We start from the raw sequence: 15,093 nt of genomic DNA, 5'->3' as shown, positions 1-15,093 counted from the left end.
ATGCGTGCGATACGGCGGTCAGGTTCGACGCACCTGCTTCGGCTGGCGGCAGGTGCGCTGCTCCTCGGAGTGACGGCCGCCTGCGGCGGCACGTCCCCGGGAGCCGGCAACGCCGTCGGCGTGCCGAGCGCCGGCGATCCCAGCGCCTCCGTGAGCTCGCCCGCCCCGGCCAAGGGGGCGCCGGGCCCGTGGCACCTCACCTTCTCCGACGACTTCAGCAGCGGCTCGCTCGACACCGCACAGTGGGCCACCTGCTACGACTGGAACGTCTCCGGCTGCACCAACGCGGGCAACCACGAACTGGAGTGGTACCTGCCCGGCCAGGTCTCCGTGTCCGACGGCACGCTGAACCTGGAAGCCACCCGCACGCCCACCAAGGGCAGCGACGGCAAGACCTACCCGTGGGCCTCCGGCATGGTCACCACCGGGCGCGACAACTGGGACGCGCAGCCCCGGGAGACCTTCCTGCACGGCTACTTCGCCGCCGCGATCAAGATCCCGCCGCAGGGAGGCATGTTCCCGGCCTTCTGGCTGCTCCCGGCCGAGCACGACGTGCCGCAGGAGATCGACATCGCCGAGTTCAGCGGCACCACCCAGCTGGTGCAGAACACCCTCCACTGGCAGGCCGCCGACGGCACGCCCACGCAGCGCCAGCACTGGTACGGGCCGGTGAACTTCCCCGCCGGGTTCCACGTGTTCGCGGTCGACTGGGAGCAGAACTCCGTGACCTGGTACGTCGACGGCGTGGCCCGCTGGCACATCGACACTCCGGCGGACATCCCCCAACTGCCCATGGAGATGATCCTCAACCTGGCCGTGGGCTACCCCTTCGCCCCGCCGGCCGACGTGAACCAGGCCCAGATGCAGGTGCAGTGGGTCCGGGTGTGGCAGCACTAGCGCGGTCGGCGCAGGCGGCACCGGTCCGCGGGAGGCCGGTCGCCGGTGTGCGCGAAGTTCTGCTTCTTTCGGAGAGCGCGCGCCGGGGCCCGGATTCTAGTGTCCTGTCAGAACATGGGACGGCACAGGGGGGCTGCGCATGGCGGCGGTGGACCGCGAGAACGTCGAGAGGCTCATGGAGTGGCTCGCGGAGGGGAGCGAGGTGAGGTCCGCCCATGCGTCCGCCGAGTCGCTGGTGGACAAGCTGGCCTCGATGGTCTTTTCGGGCGAGCGGGAGTGGCCCGGCCGTGCCGACCAGGCCGATGCCTACGCGCAGAGCCTGGATGACTGGCTCGCTGACGACAGCGGCAGTGAGCGCCGGTTCGTTGAGCTGACCGGCCCGGGCGCGGAGCCGGGGATGTTCCTCGACTGGTTCCTGCCCGTGGTGCTGGAGCGGGAGGGCCGGGCCGCGCGTGGCGCTGCCGGGCAGCCGGAGGAGGACGCGCCTGAGACCGGCTGGAGCAACCCGGGCTTCGACGGAACCAACGCGGGAACGACGGGGGGCGCCATGTTCGACAGCAGCAAGGACCAAGGGCTGAAGAAGCTGGGCTGATGCCGGCACGGCGGGGTGCGGCTCAGCGCGGCAGGGAGAGGCCGAGGCGGGCGCGGAGGCGGCGGTAGGCGCGCCAGCCGACGGTGGACCAGCGGTCGGGGAAGGGGGCGGTGAGGGCGCCGCGGCCGTCGAGCCAGGCTTGGAAGGTCGCGGCGGAGGTGTCCGCGCGGACGGTGAGGCGGGCCAGGCGCAGCGTGTCGTCGGAGGTGGAGCTGAAGGCGTTGGCGACGCCGCAGGCGCTGTCCCAGCCCGCGCGGAGCACCTTGCGGCGCACCGCCGGGCTGGAGTAGCCGTGCGGGTAGGCGAAGCTGCTGACGGAGTGGCCGAGGGCCTCCTCCAGCTCCTGCTTGCACAGGTCCACCTCCTCGCACAGCGCGCGGCTGGTGAGGGTGTCCATCTGGGGGTGGGTGCGCGAGTGGCCGCCGATCTCGATCCCGACCGCGTCCAGGCCCGCGACCTGCCGCCAGTTCAGCATGTCGGCGGGGCCCAGCAGGCTGCCGGTCGGGGAGCCGCCGGGCGGGTGGATCGCGCCCGTGGTGACGAACAGGGTGGCGGGCAGCTCGCGGGACTGGAGCTGCGGGGCGACGCTCCAGTAGAAGTCGGCGAAGCCGTCGTCGAAGGTCAGCACGGCGGGCCGGGGCGGCAGCGCCCGGCCGCCGCGGATCGCCGAGACCAGACGGCGCAGCGAGACGACGGTCAGGCCCGCGTCGATGATCCGGTCCAGCTGCTCGGCGAACGTGGCGGGGGGAACGGTGAACGGTGCGATCCACTCCGGCGGTGAGTCGCTGACGGAGTGGTAGAGCAGCACCGGCACCACGGTCATGCGCCACCGCCCTGCTCCCGCCCCGGGGACAGCAGCGCCGGGGTCGCGGCGGCACGCGGCGCCCGGGCCGGGGCGCTCTCGGCGGCGGACTTCGGCGTCTGGGGCGGTGTCAGCCGGTGCAGTGTCTGCCGGTGCAGCGTCCCGGCGCCGTAGCCGAGGACCGTCGCGGAGACGCCCGCGACCAGGGCCAGGGCACGGCGCGGAGACCACTGCGGGCCGGGACGCAACGCCGAGGTGACGGCGCGCGGGACGGTCCGGCGCAGGTAGGCGCGCTCGCTGGCGAGCGCGCGGGTGGCGCCCGCGCGGGCGGTGACCGCGGCCTTCGACAGGCCCTCGCCGTAGCAGCGGGTCAGGAAGTAGCGCCAGGTGCCGCGTTGCGGCGGCACGTGGTGGCGCACGACCGCGTCCGGCTGGTGCAGTAGCGTCGCGTCGGGCCGGGAGGTGGTGAGCCGCAGGCACAGCTCGGTCTCCTCGCAGCCCAGCGGCCGGGTGCCGACCCGGCCCAGGTCGATGCGGAAGCCTCCCGCCGACCGCAGGGCCGTGCGGCGGAAGGACATGTTCGCGCCGATGAAGTTCCGCACGGGCGCGGCGGTTTCCGGTCCGCCCCGGTAGGAGCAGCCGACCACCCAGTCGAACTCGGGCGGGAACCAGCCGGGTCGGCCGCGCTCCCAGCGGGCCAGCACGGCGCCGCCGACGCCCAGCACGTCGGCCGCGTCCGCGTATCCGGCCAGGATCGCGGCCGCCCAGCCCGGCTCCGCGGTGGCGTCGTCGTCCAGGAACGCCACCACGTCCCCGCGGGCCTCGGCCGCCCCGGTGTTGCGTGCGCCGGACAGGCCGCGGCGTTCCGCGTTCGCCACGACCCGTACGCACGACCCGTCCGCGTCGTCGGCCAGGTGCTCCCGGGCCAGCCGCTCCAGGCCGGGGCAGTGGTCCACCACGATCACGGTCTCCCGTACGGGCGGCTGTTGGGCCGCCACGGAGGCGATCGCGGCGCGGATGTCGTCCCAGCGGTCGGTGGTGTAGCAGCAGACGACCACCGAGAGGCGGGACCCGGATCCGGGGTCAGTGCCATGGGCTGCGTCCACCGGGTCTCACCGCCTTCGTCCTCGTCAGGTGGCCCCGACATCGGGCCGCTGCTCCGCTCCTGTCCCTGGCCTCGCTCCTGCTGCCGCCGTGGGCGCGGCCCGCGCCGTACCTGTCCTGGAGCGCGCTGCGCAGGTAGCCGATCGGACCGTAGGCGAGCCCGCGCAGCTGGAGCCGGGCCAGCTCGGCGGGGCTGGCCCCGGCGAGCGGCGGTCCCTGCGCGGCGTCTCGGCCGGCGCCCCGCAGGGCCATGCCCACGCCACGCGGCAGGACTTTCAACAGGGCGGGCAGTGCGCCGGGTTGGTGTCGGACCGCGGCCGTCAGATACGCGCCGAAGCCGACGCCGTAGCCGAACGCCTGCGCGGGGACGGCGTCGGGGGTGCGGTGGTGGTGGTGCCAGACGATCGCGTCGGGCTGGTAGACCAGGGACGCGCCGGAGGTCAGCACCCGGAAGAAGGCGAGCAGGTCGTCGCCGCCGCGCGCCGGGGTTCCGGTGCCCGTCGCCGGGTCGAAGCCGCCGAGCCGGCGCAGCAGGGAGGCTCGGAAGGCCATGTTCGCGCCGGAGCCGAACCGGCCGCCGGCGAACGGGAAGAGGGGCTCGCCGGGCGGCCGCTCGCGCATCGACCAGCGGCGCAGGGCGAAGCCCTTGGCGTAGCCGCCGTGCGCCTCCAGCGCGGCCTGGGCGGGTGTCTCCAGCTCGGCCGGAAGGATCAGGCCGGTGACGCAGCCGACCGAACGGTCCGTTGCGAAGGCCTCGGCCAGTGCGCTCGGCCAGCGCGGGTCGACCATGGTGTCGTCGTCGGTGAAGGCCACGACGGCGCCGTGGGCGGCCACCAGACCGCGGTTGTGCGCGCGGGCCAGGCCCGGCACGGGCTCGCGCAGGTAGCGCACCTGGGGCGGATAGCCCGTCAGCACCAGGCGCCGGGCCTCGTCGGTGGCGGGCGCGTTGTCGACGACCAGCACCTCCAGGCCCGGGTAGCGGGTGCGCAGCAGCGAGTCCAGGCAGCGGCGCAGCGACTGCGGCCGGTTGTGGGTGGCCACGACGACGCTGACGGTCGGATCGGGCCAGGGCAGCGGCGCCGCGAGGTCGAGGTGGTGTCGCTGTTCGGGCAGGGGCAGTTCACGATGGGCGGCGGCGACCAGCGCCCGGCGGAGCCCGGCCGGATCGCCGGGTGCGCCGTCGGCCTGGACCAGCCCGAGCGGGTGTCCGTGCAGTCGCACCAGCGCCGACACGCGTCCGCTCGGGACGACCGGACCGAGGCCGCCCGGCGCGCGCAGCTCCTGCGGCCGGTCCAGCTCCAGTTCCACGACCCTGACGGGGGTGTAGCGCAGATCGCGTGCGGCAAGGCAGGGACAGGCTGCTGCGGAGCGCCGGCCGTGGCCTCTCATCGGGCCGCCCCCGTGGGAGTCGCCCCCGTGGGAGCCGACCCCGTTCCCGCCGCCGCGCCGACCGGCCCTCGGTCGCCCCCGGTGGAGCGGGGACGTTCGGCGAGCAGGGTACGCAGCACGCGTCGGCCGTCCGAGATCGCGTGCAGGTGCGACCGGCCGGCGCGGCGGGGGAGTTCCAGGCTCGGGACCTCGGCGACCCGCAGGCCCGAGCGCAGCGCGTGCGCCACCATCTCCGTCTCGATCTCGAACCCGGGCGCGTGCAGGTCGAGTTCGTCCAGGAAGTTGCGCCGGAACGCGCAGAATCCGTAGCAGAGGTCGGTCAGCCCCGCGTCGTAGAGCAGGTTGGTGGCGGCGACCAGCACCTTGTTGCCGAACGAGCGGATCGGCGTGAGGTCCTGGGAGCCGCCGCCCGCGATGTAGCGCGAGCCCTTGACGAAGTCGTAGCCGTTGTCCAGGAAGTGGATGTAGTGCGGGATCTCCCCGGGCCACATGCTGCCGTCCGCGTCCAGCATCACGACGTAGTCGCAGCGGGCCGCGAGGAAGCCGGTGCGCAGCGCGCTGCCCTTGCCCGGCGCGTCCTGCCGCAGGATGCGGGTGGCAGGACGGCACAGCCGCGCCATCCGCTCCGTCGCGTCGTGGGAGTCGCCGTCCACCAGCAGCACCTCGTCCACGCACCGTGGGATCTCCTGGAAGACCCAGGGGATGTTGCGCGCCTCGTTGTACGCGGGGATGACCAGGCTGACGGTGGATCTGGTCCGCGGTCGGTCGGTGACCCGGCGTGCGGGGACGCCGTCGGCGACGGTGCGGGGGATGGGGGGCAGGGTCAGGGGCTTGCCGGTGCTCATCGGAGATTCCTCCGGAGGGCGGCAGGGCATGCGCCATCGGGGCGTGCGCCACCGCTGCGCGAGCCGTCAGGCCCGCGCTCAGACGGGAAACGATCGCATCGGCGGAGTGCCCCAGCCCTGACTCCGAAGCCCGCCCCCGAGCCTCGCCCCCGTGCCGCCGGCGATCCTGACGCGTGAAGCGTCGACCACCACGTCGGCGGTCGTTGAAGCCGGTTCGAGAACCAGGGCCATCGACCACCAGGGGAACATCATGGTCAAAGCGACGCCCGGAAGTCAAGGCAATTTAACTGGGTTTTATGCTATTCGTCGCTTTTGTAAGGATTTGCCAGGAACAGCTCCTCCAGCTGCTCCGGCATGACCGGCCGGCCGAAGTACCAGCCCTGACCCCAGGCGCAGCCCAGGGCGCGCAGCCGCTCGGCGGTCTCCAGCGTCTCCACGCCCTCCGCCGTCAACGTCAGTCCCAGACTGCGAGCCAGGTCGGCGAGGCCGCCGACGATGCGCCAGGCGACATCCGATTCCGGCGCCGACCCGGTGGCCGGATCGCCGATGAACGAACTCGACAGCTTGATCCCGGACAACGGGAGGTCGCGCAGGTAGGCCAGATTGGACCAGCCCGTGCCGAAGTCGTCCACGGCCAGTGTGATGCCCTTGTCCACCAGGATGTTGAGGTTGCGCAGCGACTCGTCGTGGGGCCCCAGCGCGGTGCCCTCGGTGATCTCCAGCTGGAGCAGGCCGGGCTCCAGGCCGGTGTCGGCGAGGATCCGGCCGATGTCGGCGACCAGGCCCTTGCTGCGCGCCTGACGCGCCGTGATGTTGACGTTGACCTGCGGCGCCTTCGCGCCGTAGCGGCGCTGCCAGTCCGCCGCCTGGGCGCACGCCTGGTTGAGGATCCAGCGGCCGAGCGGAAGGATCAGACCGGTCTCCTCGGCCGCCGGCACGAACTCGTCCGGCCGCAGGACGCCCAGCAGCGGATGCCGCCAGCGCACCAGCGCCTCGACGGCGGCCAGCGAGCCGTCGGCGAGCGAGCACAGCGGCTGGTACTCCAGGAAGAACTCGCCGCGGTCCAGGGCCATCGGCAACCGCACCGAGACGGTGTAGCGGCTCACGGCCTCCGCGTTGGTCCGGGCGTCGTAGAGGGTCCAGCGGGCGCCGCCCGCCTCCTTGGCACGGTAGAGCGTGAGGTCGGCGGCGCGCACCGCCGCGCCCGGGGTGATCGTGCCGACGGGCCGCTCCAGCACGCCGACGCTCGCGCCGACGGCCAGCTTGTGGCCGTCGATGAGGATCGGTTCGCGCAGGGCGCCCAGCACCGCGCGCGCCGCGGCGACGGCGTCGTGCTCGCCGTCGCAGTGCTCCAGCAGCACCACGAACTCGTCGCCGCCGAGCCGGGCCACCGTGTGGCCGAGCGGGCCGAGCGCCGTGGCCAGGCGTCCGGCGACCTCGACGAGCAGTTGGTCGCCCGTGGCGTGGCCCAGCGAGTCGTTGACGATCTTGAACCGGTCGAGGTCGATGTAGCACAGCCCGAAGTGCGAGCCCGGCGAGGCCGTCGCGAACAGCTCCTCCAGGCGCTCGAAGAACGCCGCACGGTTGGGCAGGCCGGTCAGCGGATCGTGCGTGGCCTGGTGGGCCAGCCGCTCCTGGAGACGGTAACGGTCGGTGATGTCCTCCAGCATGGCCACCTGGTAGCGCGGCGTGCCGTCCTCGTCGCGGATCAGCGAGACGGTCAGGTGCGTCCAGACCACCTCGCCGTCCTGGCGGTAGTACGGCTTGTCGCACTGGAAGCTCTCCCGTTTCCCGCCGATCAGGTCCTCGTAGGCCTGCCAGATCTCGGGGGTGTCCTCGGGGTGCACCAGGTCGGTGACCGCGCGGCCGCGCAGGTCCTCAAGTCGGGCGCCGAACATCTCCAGCAGCGAGCGGTTGGCCGCGAGGATCTCGCCTTCGACGCTCCCGACGCCGATGCCGACGGCCGCGTGCTCGAACAGGGCCCGGAACCGCGCCTCGGAGGCGTGCAGCGCCTGCTCGGCCTCGCGGCGGGCGACGTCGGCCGCGGTGCGGATGGTCTCCTGCTGGCGCAGGGTCCGCTCGCGCAGCGCGATCGCCCAGGCGGCGGCGAAGGCGCCGGCCGGGTCGCCCTCCGGGGAGCCGTCCGCTCGGCCGGCCTCCCCGGAGGGGGCGCCGCGCAGCAGCTCGACCGCCTCGACCAGCAGGTCCGGGTCGGTGAAGTGCGCGCCGACCAGGGCGGCCGCGGCCGCGCCGAGCCGTCCCTCGCAGATCATCACGGCGGTCCGGGCGCCCAGCGCCGCCACCTTGGTCGGATGCAGTGAGGTTCCGTGGCGGCGCAGCATCGCGGTCCAGCGGTCCTGGAACGCCTGCGGGGAGACCGCCTCCGCGGCCTCCGCGGCCCTCCTTGCTTCGGAGGCGTCCGAGGGCGGCGGTGCGGGCCCGGGGCGGGGCCGGTCGGCGCTCACGGCAGCAGCCCCACCCCGACCAGGCCCGGGAGCCGCTCCGGGTGCGGCCCGACCGCCTCCGGGGTGTCCGGACGCCACTGCGTCAGGTAGACCAGGCCCGGATCGACGAGCGTGAAGCCGTCGAAGAAGCGCCCGATCTCCTGGTGGCCGCGCATGGTCAGCGGCGTGCGGGTGCGGGCGTAGATGTCCTGGTGCGGGCCGACCTGGTCCGGGCGGCCCTCGCGGCAGGCGTGGCAGAGCACCAGCGCGCTGCCGGGGGGCAGCGCGTCGCGCAGCCGGGCCACCAGCGCGTGCGGCCGGTACGTGTCCGGGACGAAGTGCAGCACCGCGATCAGCAGCAGGCCCACCCGCTCCCCGGCCGCCAGCAGGTCCGCGACGTCCGGACGGGCCAGCAGCTCCTCCGGCTCGGTCACGTCCGCCTGGACCACCCGGCTGAGCGGGTCCTCGGCCAGCATCAGCTGGCTGTGGGCCACCGCGACCGGATCGCGGTCCACGTAGACGACCCGCGCGTCCGGCTGGAGCTCCCGGGCCACCTCGTGCACGGGGCCGAGGGTCGGGATGCCGGAGCCGATGTCCAGGAAGCGGGTGAACCCCTCGGCCGCCAGGTACTGCACCGAACGGCGCAGGAACGCCCGGTTGGCCCGCATGATCTTGGGAAGGTCCGGCCACTGCTCCACGGCCTGGCGCGCCATCCGGCGGTCGGCCTCGAAGTTGTGGCTGCCGCCGAGGTAGTAGTCGTAGACGCGGGCGGCGTTCGGAGTCTCCAGATCGACCCAGCTGGGCGACCAGGTCTGCCAGGTGTGACCGGCCACGGTGCGCTCCTTCCCGGTAGGGAGCGGCAACGGTAGCGACGTTCCGGGGCTGTGAGGCACCATATTAAGACAAATGCCGCGAAAACGGCGGTAATTCGGCCGGTAACGACCCCCGGCGGGCGACTCAGGGCGGGACGGATCGTCATGGCGGGACGGATCGAGGACTACGCCCTCCTCGGCGACATGGGCACGGCCGCCCTCGTCGGCGCGGACGGCTCCGTCGACTGGCTCTGCCTGCCCCGTTTCGATTCGCCCTCCTGCTTCGCCGCGCTCCTCGGCGAGGAGCGCCACGGCCACTGGACCCTCGCCCCCGTCGGCGACGGCGCCCGCCCGGTCGGCCGCCGCTACCTCGGCGACACCCTCGTGCTGGAGACCCGCTGGCGCACGGCCACGGGCGAGGCGCGGGTGCTCGACTTCATGCCGCAGCGGCCCCCGAACCGCGACGGCGAGCCGCCGCGCCTGGTCCGCCTCGTGGAGGGCCTGGACGGCACCGTCGCCATGCGCGGCAGCCTGCGGGTCCGGTTCCACTACGGTCGCGTCGTCCCGTGGGTGCGGCGCACCGGCCACCACCGAGTCGCCGTCGCCGGGCCCGACGCCGCCTGGCTCTCCGTCCCGCCCGGCGTCCACACCTACGGCGCGGGCGAGGGCGCCGAGGGCTGCACCCGCTCCGACTTCACGGTCGCGGCCGGCGAACGCGTCGCCTTCACGCTGACCTGGCAGCCCTCGCACCTGGCCGCCGCCCGCCGCTTCGACCCCGAGCGCAGCCTGCGGCAGACCCTCGACGCCTGGGAGGGCTGGTCGGGCCGCTGCCGCTACCAGGGGCCCTGGCGCGCGCCCGTGCTGCGCTCGCTGCTGACGCTGAAGGCGCTCAGCTACGCCCCGACCGGCGGTATCGTCGCCGCTCCCACCACCTCCCTGCCGGAGTGGGTCGGCGGCGTGCGCAACTGGGACTACCGCTACTGCTGGCTCCGCGACGCCAGCCTGACCCTCGCCGCGCTGCTGCGCGGCGGCTACCGTGAGGAGGCCGCGTCCTGGCGGCGCTGGCTGCTGCGGGCCATCGCCGGGGAGCGCTCCGGACTCCAGGCCCTGTACGGCGTCGCCGGGGAGCGGGCGATGCCCGAGACCGTGGCCGACTGGCTGCCCGGCTACGACGACTCGCGGCCGGTCCGGCTCGGCAATGCGGCGGTCGGGCAGATGCAGCTCGACATCCAGGGCGAGGTCGCCGACATGCTGCACCGGGCGCTGGACGCCGGGATTCCCATGGAGCGCCAGGTCTGGAGCCTGTTCCGCTCCCTGATGGCCACCGTCGCCGCGCGCTGGCGGGAGCCCGACGAGGGTCTGTGGGAGATGCGCGGCGGCAAGCGGCACTTCACCCACTCCAAGGTCATGTGCTGGGTGGCGGCCGACCGGGCCGTCCGCATGGCCGAAGCCACCGGGCTGCCCGCGCCGCTGGCGCAGTGGCGGGCGCTGCGCGACGTCGTCCACGCCGACGTCTGCGCCCACGGCTACGACGCGCGGCGCGGCGTCTTCGTCCAGGCGTACGGCGGCGACGGCCTCGACGCCGCCACCCTGCTGCTCGCCCAGTGCGGGTTCCTCCCCGCCGACGACCCGCGCGTGACGCGGACCGTGGACGCGATCCGCGACGAGCTCGACCTCGACGGCTTCGTCCGCCGCTACGATCCCGCCACGACCGGCGACGGCCTGCCCGGCGGCGAGGGCGCGTTCCTCGCGTGCAGCTTCTGGCTGGCCGAGGCGCTGGCCCTGGGCGGGCGCTTCGAGGAGGCCGCCGAGGTGTTCGGCCGCACCGTCGCCGTGGGCGGCGAGCTGGGGCTGCTCAGCGAGCAGTGGGACCCGCTCGCGCGTCGCCAGCTCGGCAACGCGCCCCAGGCGTTCACACACGTCGCGCTCGTCAACGCGGCCTTCGCGCTGGACGCTCCGCTGAACGGAGGGTGAGGGGCGCTTTCCGGGTGGCGCGCGCCGGGTATGCGCGGTGCACACCTTACGGTGTGTCACTCTGCTTGCGCACTCTGTCATGGGAGTGCTAGCAATTGTCACTGAACGCACCTGCCAAGGGATCCCCCTGACCATGCGGCTCACCTTCCTCGGGACCACCTCGAACAACGGCAACTGCCCCACCCTCTACGCGACCGACCGGGGCACCCTGGTGGTCCAGGGGTACGCGGTCACCGATCCGTGCGCGCGCGAACAGCTGCGGGATCTGCTGCCGGGGGAGGATGCCGTCGAGATCCCGAGGGAGTTGCTGTCCTTCCTGGGCTGAGCCGGCCCGGGCTGAGGCGGGTCGGGTGGAGACGGGCCGGGGGAGACGGTCGGCCGGGTCCGGCAGCGGGCGGCGTTCGGGAGGAGCTCGGGGGCGGGCGTTCGGGAGGGGCGGTGCCATGACGGATTTTCAGCGCGAACGCGAGGCGCTGGGCGCCTGGCTGCACCGCCTGCGCCGGGACGCCGGTCTCAACGGCAAGGAGCTGGCCGAACGGCTCGGCTGGGCGCCGTCCAAGGTCTCCCGGATCGAGCACGGCCGCCAGACTCCGGCCGCCGCCGACCTAGACGCGTGGTGCCGCGCCTGCGGCCAACCGGACGCCGCCGCCGAAGTCACCGCCCGTCTCCAGGCCCTGGACAGCCACTACGTCACCTGGCGCCGCTCGCTGCGCGCCGGCCACGCCCCGCGCCAACGGGTCGGCATGGACCTGGACCGGGCCACGACCGTGCTGCGCGTCTTCGAGCCCGGCATGGTCCCCGGGCTGCTCCAGACCGCCGCCTACGCGCGCTCGCTGTTCACCGCGCTGGTCGCCCTCCAGGGCACGCCCGACGACGTCCCGCAGGCGGTGGAGGCCCGGATGGAGCGTCAGCGCGTCCTCTACCACGCGGGCCACGAGTTCCACTTCGTGCTGACCGAGGCCGCGCTGCGCGCCCGGCTCTGCCCGCCGGAGGCGCACCGCGGCCAGCTGGACCGGCTGCTGGCGGTGGCGTCCCTGCCGGGCGTGCGGCTCGGGGTCATCCCGGACACGGCGGCGCTGCCGCTGGCGCCGCTGCACTCGTTCTGGATCTTCGACGACCGGCTGGTCCAGGTGGAGACGTGGACGGCCGAGGTGAACGTCTCCGAGGCGAGCGAGATCGCCCTGTACCGGCGGGTGTTCGACCACTACGTCGCGGTGGCCCGCTACGGCTCGGCGGCGCGCGCGATCGTCTCCTCCGTCCTGTCGGAGTACGTCCGCGCGGCAGAGAGCCGACAGGACGACGAGATGATTGATGCGTCAGTACCGCCTCAACCGGGACGAGATTCGCAATAACGCGCAATCGGAGTGCGCCGCCGAAGGGCCAAGCCCTACCCTCCTGCCATGGCGGACAGCTCGCGGGCGATCGGCTGGCTGCTGCGCGCGGCGCCCGTTCCCGGCTCGACCCTGGCGGAGTGGAACGGCCGCCCCGACGGCAGCGCGGAACTCGCCGTGGGCGTCGTCTGGGACGTCGTCCGCGCGGAACTCGAACTCGGCCTCGAGGCCCTCGACCGCCTGCGCCTCGCCGGCGACGCCGGCCCCGCGCTCTGCGCGGTCGCGGAGCGCCTCGTCTCCGTGCTCGTTCCGGTGGGCACGGCCGCCGGCTGGTCCCCGCCCATCCGCGGCGTCACCACCGCCGGCCGCGGCCACCCCCTCCGGGTCCCCGTGCCCCACGTCTCCCACGGCCCGTACCACTGGCTCATCCCGCCCGACGGCAGCGGCTTCCTGACCGACCCCGGCCTCCTGCGCACCGCCCTGCGCCGCGCCGAACGCGTCTACGCGGCCCAGGTCGCGGCCCGCTCCTGAGCTGACGCCCCTCCAGGTCGCCACGCGGCCGGGGGCGGGCAGCGTCAGTCACCGGACGCTCCCCAGAACGCGACGCGCGTCGGGGTCCCGCCCTCAAGGGTCGGGCGGTCCGTGCGGAAGTGGTGCCGAGCCCGTTCGGGCGACAGGGACTGACCCCGCCCGGCCTTCAGGCGGATGCCGTGGGTTCCGTGGTGAACCTGCGCCAGGCCGGGCCGCCTCCGGCGCCGAGGAAGTTCTTGAAGGCCCAGAAGGCGCCTCCGTCAAGGCGGCCGCAGCCGTCGCCCGGGCGGACGGGGCTGTTGCGAGGGTCGTGCTCGTCCTCCCAGTCGACGTCCTCGTAGGCGGGGTCGTCGATGCTGTAGTGGGTCAGATAACCCCGAGCGTGCTCCATGTCCAGGTTCAGCGCCGGAAACTGGGCGAGAAGCAGGTCGGGGCGCCCCTTGCAGGGAAGATCGCCGAAGAAAGAGCCGATGTTGTCGGTCTGCTGCTGGAACTGGTCGACCACGGAGCCGTGGTTGAACAGCTCGCAGCCCCAGAAGTCGTCGTCGTAGATGAAGACCAGCAGCCCGGGGCAGTCGAGCACCCGTGAGACGTGCAGCTGGGCCCGCCTGCGCAGGTCCCACTCCCAGCCGTTCGTCCAGTTCAGCACGGTCCAGCCGTCGCTCTGCTCGTGGAGGGTGTAGTAGTCGCCGAAGTAGTGCCGGCGGGCGTCGTCGTCGCGCAGGGCCTCCAGGCTGTGCCCTTCCCGCCGCCAGAACTCCTCCCATGCGGCGTACACCTGCTCATGGTCGACGCCGTAGAAGAGGTTGGTGCGTTGGAACGTGCCCATAGGCATCCCCCGAGTCCTGTGGTCGGCAGTGGCAGCGCGCGCCGGACCGGCAGTCTCGCAGATGAAGCTCGGCGAGGCATGGGTGTTTTCGTCGCCGCAGGGCTGGGATCGTCGCTGTTCAGACGGCCATCGAGCCCGCGCTGTAGGGCGCGAGGACGAGGCGGATGACCTCCTCGAGGCGGGCGAAGGCGTCCGACAGCGTGCTGCGGCCGGTCACCCAGGCGACGAGCTCGCCCTGCCACGCCGCGTCGATGAGGTGGGGGACCACCTCCCGCGCCGCGGGCGGGACGTCCGGCATGAGGGCGAGCAGGGAGGCGCGGCCCGTCGCCGCCATCGCGTCGACGACCTCGCTGGCGAAGGGATCCGTGGACACCGTGACGGTGACCAGGAGCCGGGCGAGGTTCGGCTGCCGCTGGAACGCGCGCATGCCGCGGCGGACGAAGCGGACGACGCGGTCGCTGCCGCGGGCGGGCGGGACGGAGCCGCGCAGCTCCGCGGTGAGATCGTCCATCAGCTTGGCGCGCCAGTCGGACGCCGCCGCGGCCAGGAGATGGTCCTTCGAGGAGAAGTAGCGGTACGTGGTCCCGAGGGCAACCCCGGAGCGTTCACTGACCTGCTTCATCTGCAGCCGCTCCACTCCGGTCTCGGAGACCAGCGTCAGGGCTGCGTCGATCAGGTGCTTCCGGCGTTCCAGCTGGCGGGGAGACATGGTCTCGACGGGCCTCGGTGACAGGTCTACCTTGGACACGCCGCCATCGTACCGGGAACCCCGTTGCACGTGTATGACGCCTCGTCAGCCGGTTCTCCGGCGCGGAGGCCGACAACCCGGCCGAGGCACGCCGCGCGGGGGTCCGGGGGACGCGCGGGCGTCCCCCGGAAGTAGAACCACGTTCTCATCCGAAGGTCAGGTCAGCGAGATCTGGCCGCCGTTGACGCTGATCTTCTCGGACGCGAGCGGACTCGGCGCCGGGCCGCCCGCGACCGAGCCGTCGGCGATGTGGAACTGGCTGCCGTGGCAGGGGCAGTTGATGGTCCCGCCGGAGACGCTGTTCACCGTGCAGCCCATGTGCGTGCAGACCGCGGTGAAGCACTTGAAGGTCCCGGCCGAAGGCTGCGTGACGACGACCTTCTCCGCGGCGTACACCTTGCCGCCACCGACCGGCACGTCCGAGGTCGGGCCGAGGACCGTGCCCCCGCCGCCTCCCTGCGCCGGTGCGCCGCTCGGCGCACCGCCCGGTGCGCTGCTCTGCGCGCCGTCCCCGCTCGCCTGGGAGGGCGGCGCGGCGGAGGTGCTGCCGCCGCCCGCGCTGGAGCACGCCGCGAGGACCGCGGCCGCGCCGACCACACCCGCGCCCGCGAGGACCGTGCGGCGCGTGGTGGCGTGGGAGGTCGGCTGGGTGGTGCCCGGTTCGTCCTCGTTCGTACGCTCGGGGGTGGTCGTCATGTGTTACTCCCGTGGTGTGAGGGGCCGTTGGGAGAGTTTTACGCACCCGCCGCCGACCCGGTTCAACCACCACGCGGATTTTCTCGGACGAGGATTTTT

General features: G+C 73.5%; 15 protein-coding genes. 6 read left to right on the top strand and 9 right to left on the bottom strand.

Going from position 1 to position 15,093, the window contains the following annotated elements:
- Both TR50_RS35935 and TR50_RS35930 read left to right on the top strand, forming a co-directional pair.
- On the top strand, positions 1 to 897 hold the full coding sequence (locus TR50_RS35935; RefSeq protein WP_042432214.1) for a glycoside hydrolase family 16 protein: 897 nt from the start codon (positions 1 to 3) through the stop codon (positions 895 to 897).
- 139 nt (positions 898 to 1,036) lie between these two features.
- Positions 1,037 to 1,489, top strand: a complete 453-nt coding sequence (locus TR50_RS35930) for a hypothetical protein (protein ID WP_042432211.1) — start codon at positions 1,037 to 1,039, stop codon at positions 1,487 to 1,489.
- 22 nt (positions 1,490 to 1,511) lie between these two features.
- Here the strand turns inward: TR50_RS35930 and TR50_RS35925 are convergent, their stop codons facing one another.
- From TR50_RS35925 to TR50_RS35900, 6 genes are all read right to left on the bottom strand, one after another.
- Positions 1,512 to 2,312 carry a polysaccharide deacetylase family protein gene (locus TR50_RS35925; protein WP_236654734.1) on the bottom strand — a complete coding sequence of 267 codons (801 nt, stop codon included), beginning with the start codon at positions 2,310 to 2,312 and terminating at the stop codon, positions 1,512 to 1,514.
- Complete coding sequence (locus tag TR50_RS35920) at positions 2,309 to 3,397, bottom strand: glycosyltransferase family 2 protein (protein ID WP_201776921.1); 1,089 nt, start codon at positions 3,395 to 3,397, stop codon at positions 2,309 to 2,311. Before TR50_RS35920 ends, TR50_RS35925 begins: the two co-directional genes overlap by 4 nt.
- Positions 3,375 to 4,703: a glycosyltransferase family 2 protein gene (locus TR50_RS35915; protein ID WP_063775211.1), complete on the bottom strand. Its 1,329-nt coding sequence runs from the start codon at positions 4,701 to 4,703 to the stop codon at positions 3,375 to 3,377. The genes TR50_RS35920 and TR50_RS35915 overlap by 23 nt, the downstream gene beginning before the upstream one ends.
- Before the next feature lie 77 nt (positions 4,704 to 4,780).
- Positions 4,781 to 5,629: a glycosyltransferase family 2 protein gene (locus TR50_RS35910; protein ID WP_042432208.1), complete on the bottom strand. Its 849-nt coding sequence runs from the start codon at positions 5,627 to 5,629 to the stop codon at positions 4,781 to 4,783.
- A gap of 299 nt (positions 5,630 to 5,928) precedes the next feature.
- Complete coding sequence (locus tag TR50_RS35905) at positions 5,929 to 8,094, bottom strand: putative bifunctional diguanylate cyclase/phosphodiesterase (protein WP_236654733.1); 2,166 nt, start codon at positions 8,092 to 8,094, stop codon at positions 5,929 to 5,931.
- On the bottom strand, positions 8,091 to 8,906 hold the full coding sequence (locus TR50_RS35900; RefSeq protein ID WP_042432205.1) for an SAM-dependent methyltransferase: 816 nt from the start codon (positions 8,904 to 8,906) through the stop codon (positions 8,091 to 8,093). Before TR50_RS35900 ends, TR50_RS35905 begins: the two co-directional genes overlap by 4 nt.
- A 144-nt stretch (positions 8,907 to 9,050) precedes the next feature.
- Here TR50_RS35900 and TR50_RS35895 point away from each other — a divergent pair, with 144 nt between their 5' ends.
- From TR50_RS35895 to TR50_RS35880, 4 genes are all read left to right on the top strand, one after another.
- Positions 9,051 to 10,859: a glycoside hydrolase family 15 protein gene (locus tag TR50_RS35895; protein ID WP_042432203.1), complete on the top strand. Its 1,809-nt coding sequence runs from the start codon at positions 9,051 to 9,053 to the stop codon at positions 10,857 to 10,859.
- 133 nt (positions 10,860 to 10,992) lie between these two features.
- Positions 10,993 to 11,184: a hypothetical protein gene (locus TR50_RS35890; protein WP_042432200.1), complete on the top strand. Its 192-nt coding sequence runs from the start codon at positions 10,993 to 10,995 to the stop codon at positions 11,182 to 11,184.
- 118 nt (positions 11,185 to 11,302) lie between these two features.
- The gene (locus TR50_RS35885; protein ID WP_042432197.1) at positions 11,303 to 12,211 is read left to right on the top strand and encodes a helix-turn-helix domain-containing protein; all 909 of its coding nucleotides are present in this window, start codon (positions 11,303 to 11,305) and stop codon (positions 12,209 to 12,211) included.
- A 48-nt stretch (positions 12,212 to 12,259) separates the two neighbouring features.
- A complete protein-coding gene (locus TR50_RS35880) occupies positions 12,260 to 12,721 on the top strand; it encodes a hypothetical protein (protein ID WP_042432195.1) in 462 nt (153 codons plus the stop codon).
- A 166-nt stretch (positions 12,722 to 12,887) separates the two neighbouring features.
- Here TR50_RS35880 and TR50_RS35875 read toward each other — a convergent pair whose 3' ends face one another.
- The 3 genes from TR50_RS35875 to TR50_RS35865 form a co-directional block, all read right to left on the bottom strand.
- Entirely contained in the window at positions 12,888 to 13,556 is a 669-nt protein-coding gene (locus TR50_RS35875; protein WP_152648826.1) for a hypothetical protein, read from the bottom strand.
- A 112-nt stretch (positions 13,557 to 13,668) separates the two neighbouring features.
- A complete protein-coding gene (locus TR50_RS35870; protein ID WP_152648825.1) occupies positions 13,669 to 14,298 on the bottom strand; it encodes a TetR/AcrR family transcriptional regulator in 630 nt (209 codons plus the stop codon).
- A gap of 156 nt (positions 14,299 to 14,454) precedes the next feature.
- A complete protein-coding gene (locus TR50_RS35865) occupies positions 14,455 to 14,994 on the bottom strand; it encodes a Rieske (2Fe-2S) protein (protein WP_042432185.1) in 540 nt (179 codons plus the stop codon).
- Positions 14,995 to 15,093: the final 99 nt, after the last annotated feature.

Source organism: Streptacidiphilus anmyonensis, from assembly GCF_000787855.1.
Taxonomy (GTDB): Bacteria; Actinomycetota; Actinomycetes; order Streptomycetales; family Streptomycetaceae; genus Streptacidiphilus; species Streptacidiphilus anmyonensis.
The sequence above is the reverse complement of the archived record's forward strand: the minus strand, read 5'-3'. Positions and strand labels throughout refer to the sequence as shown.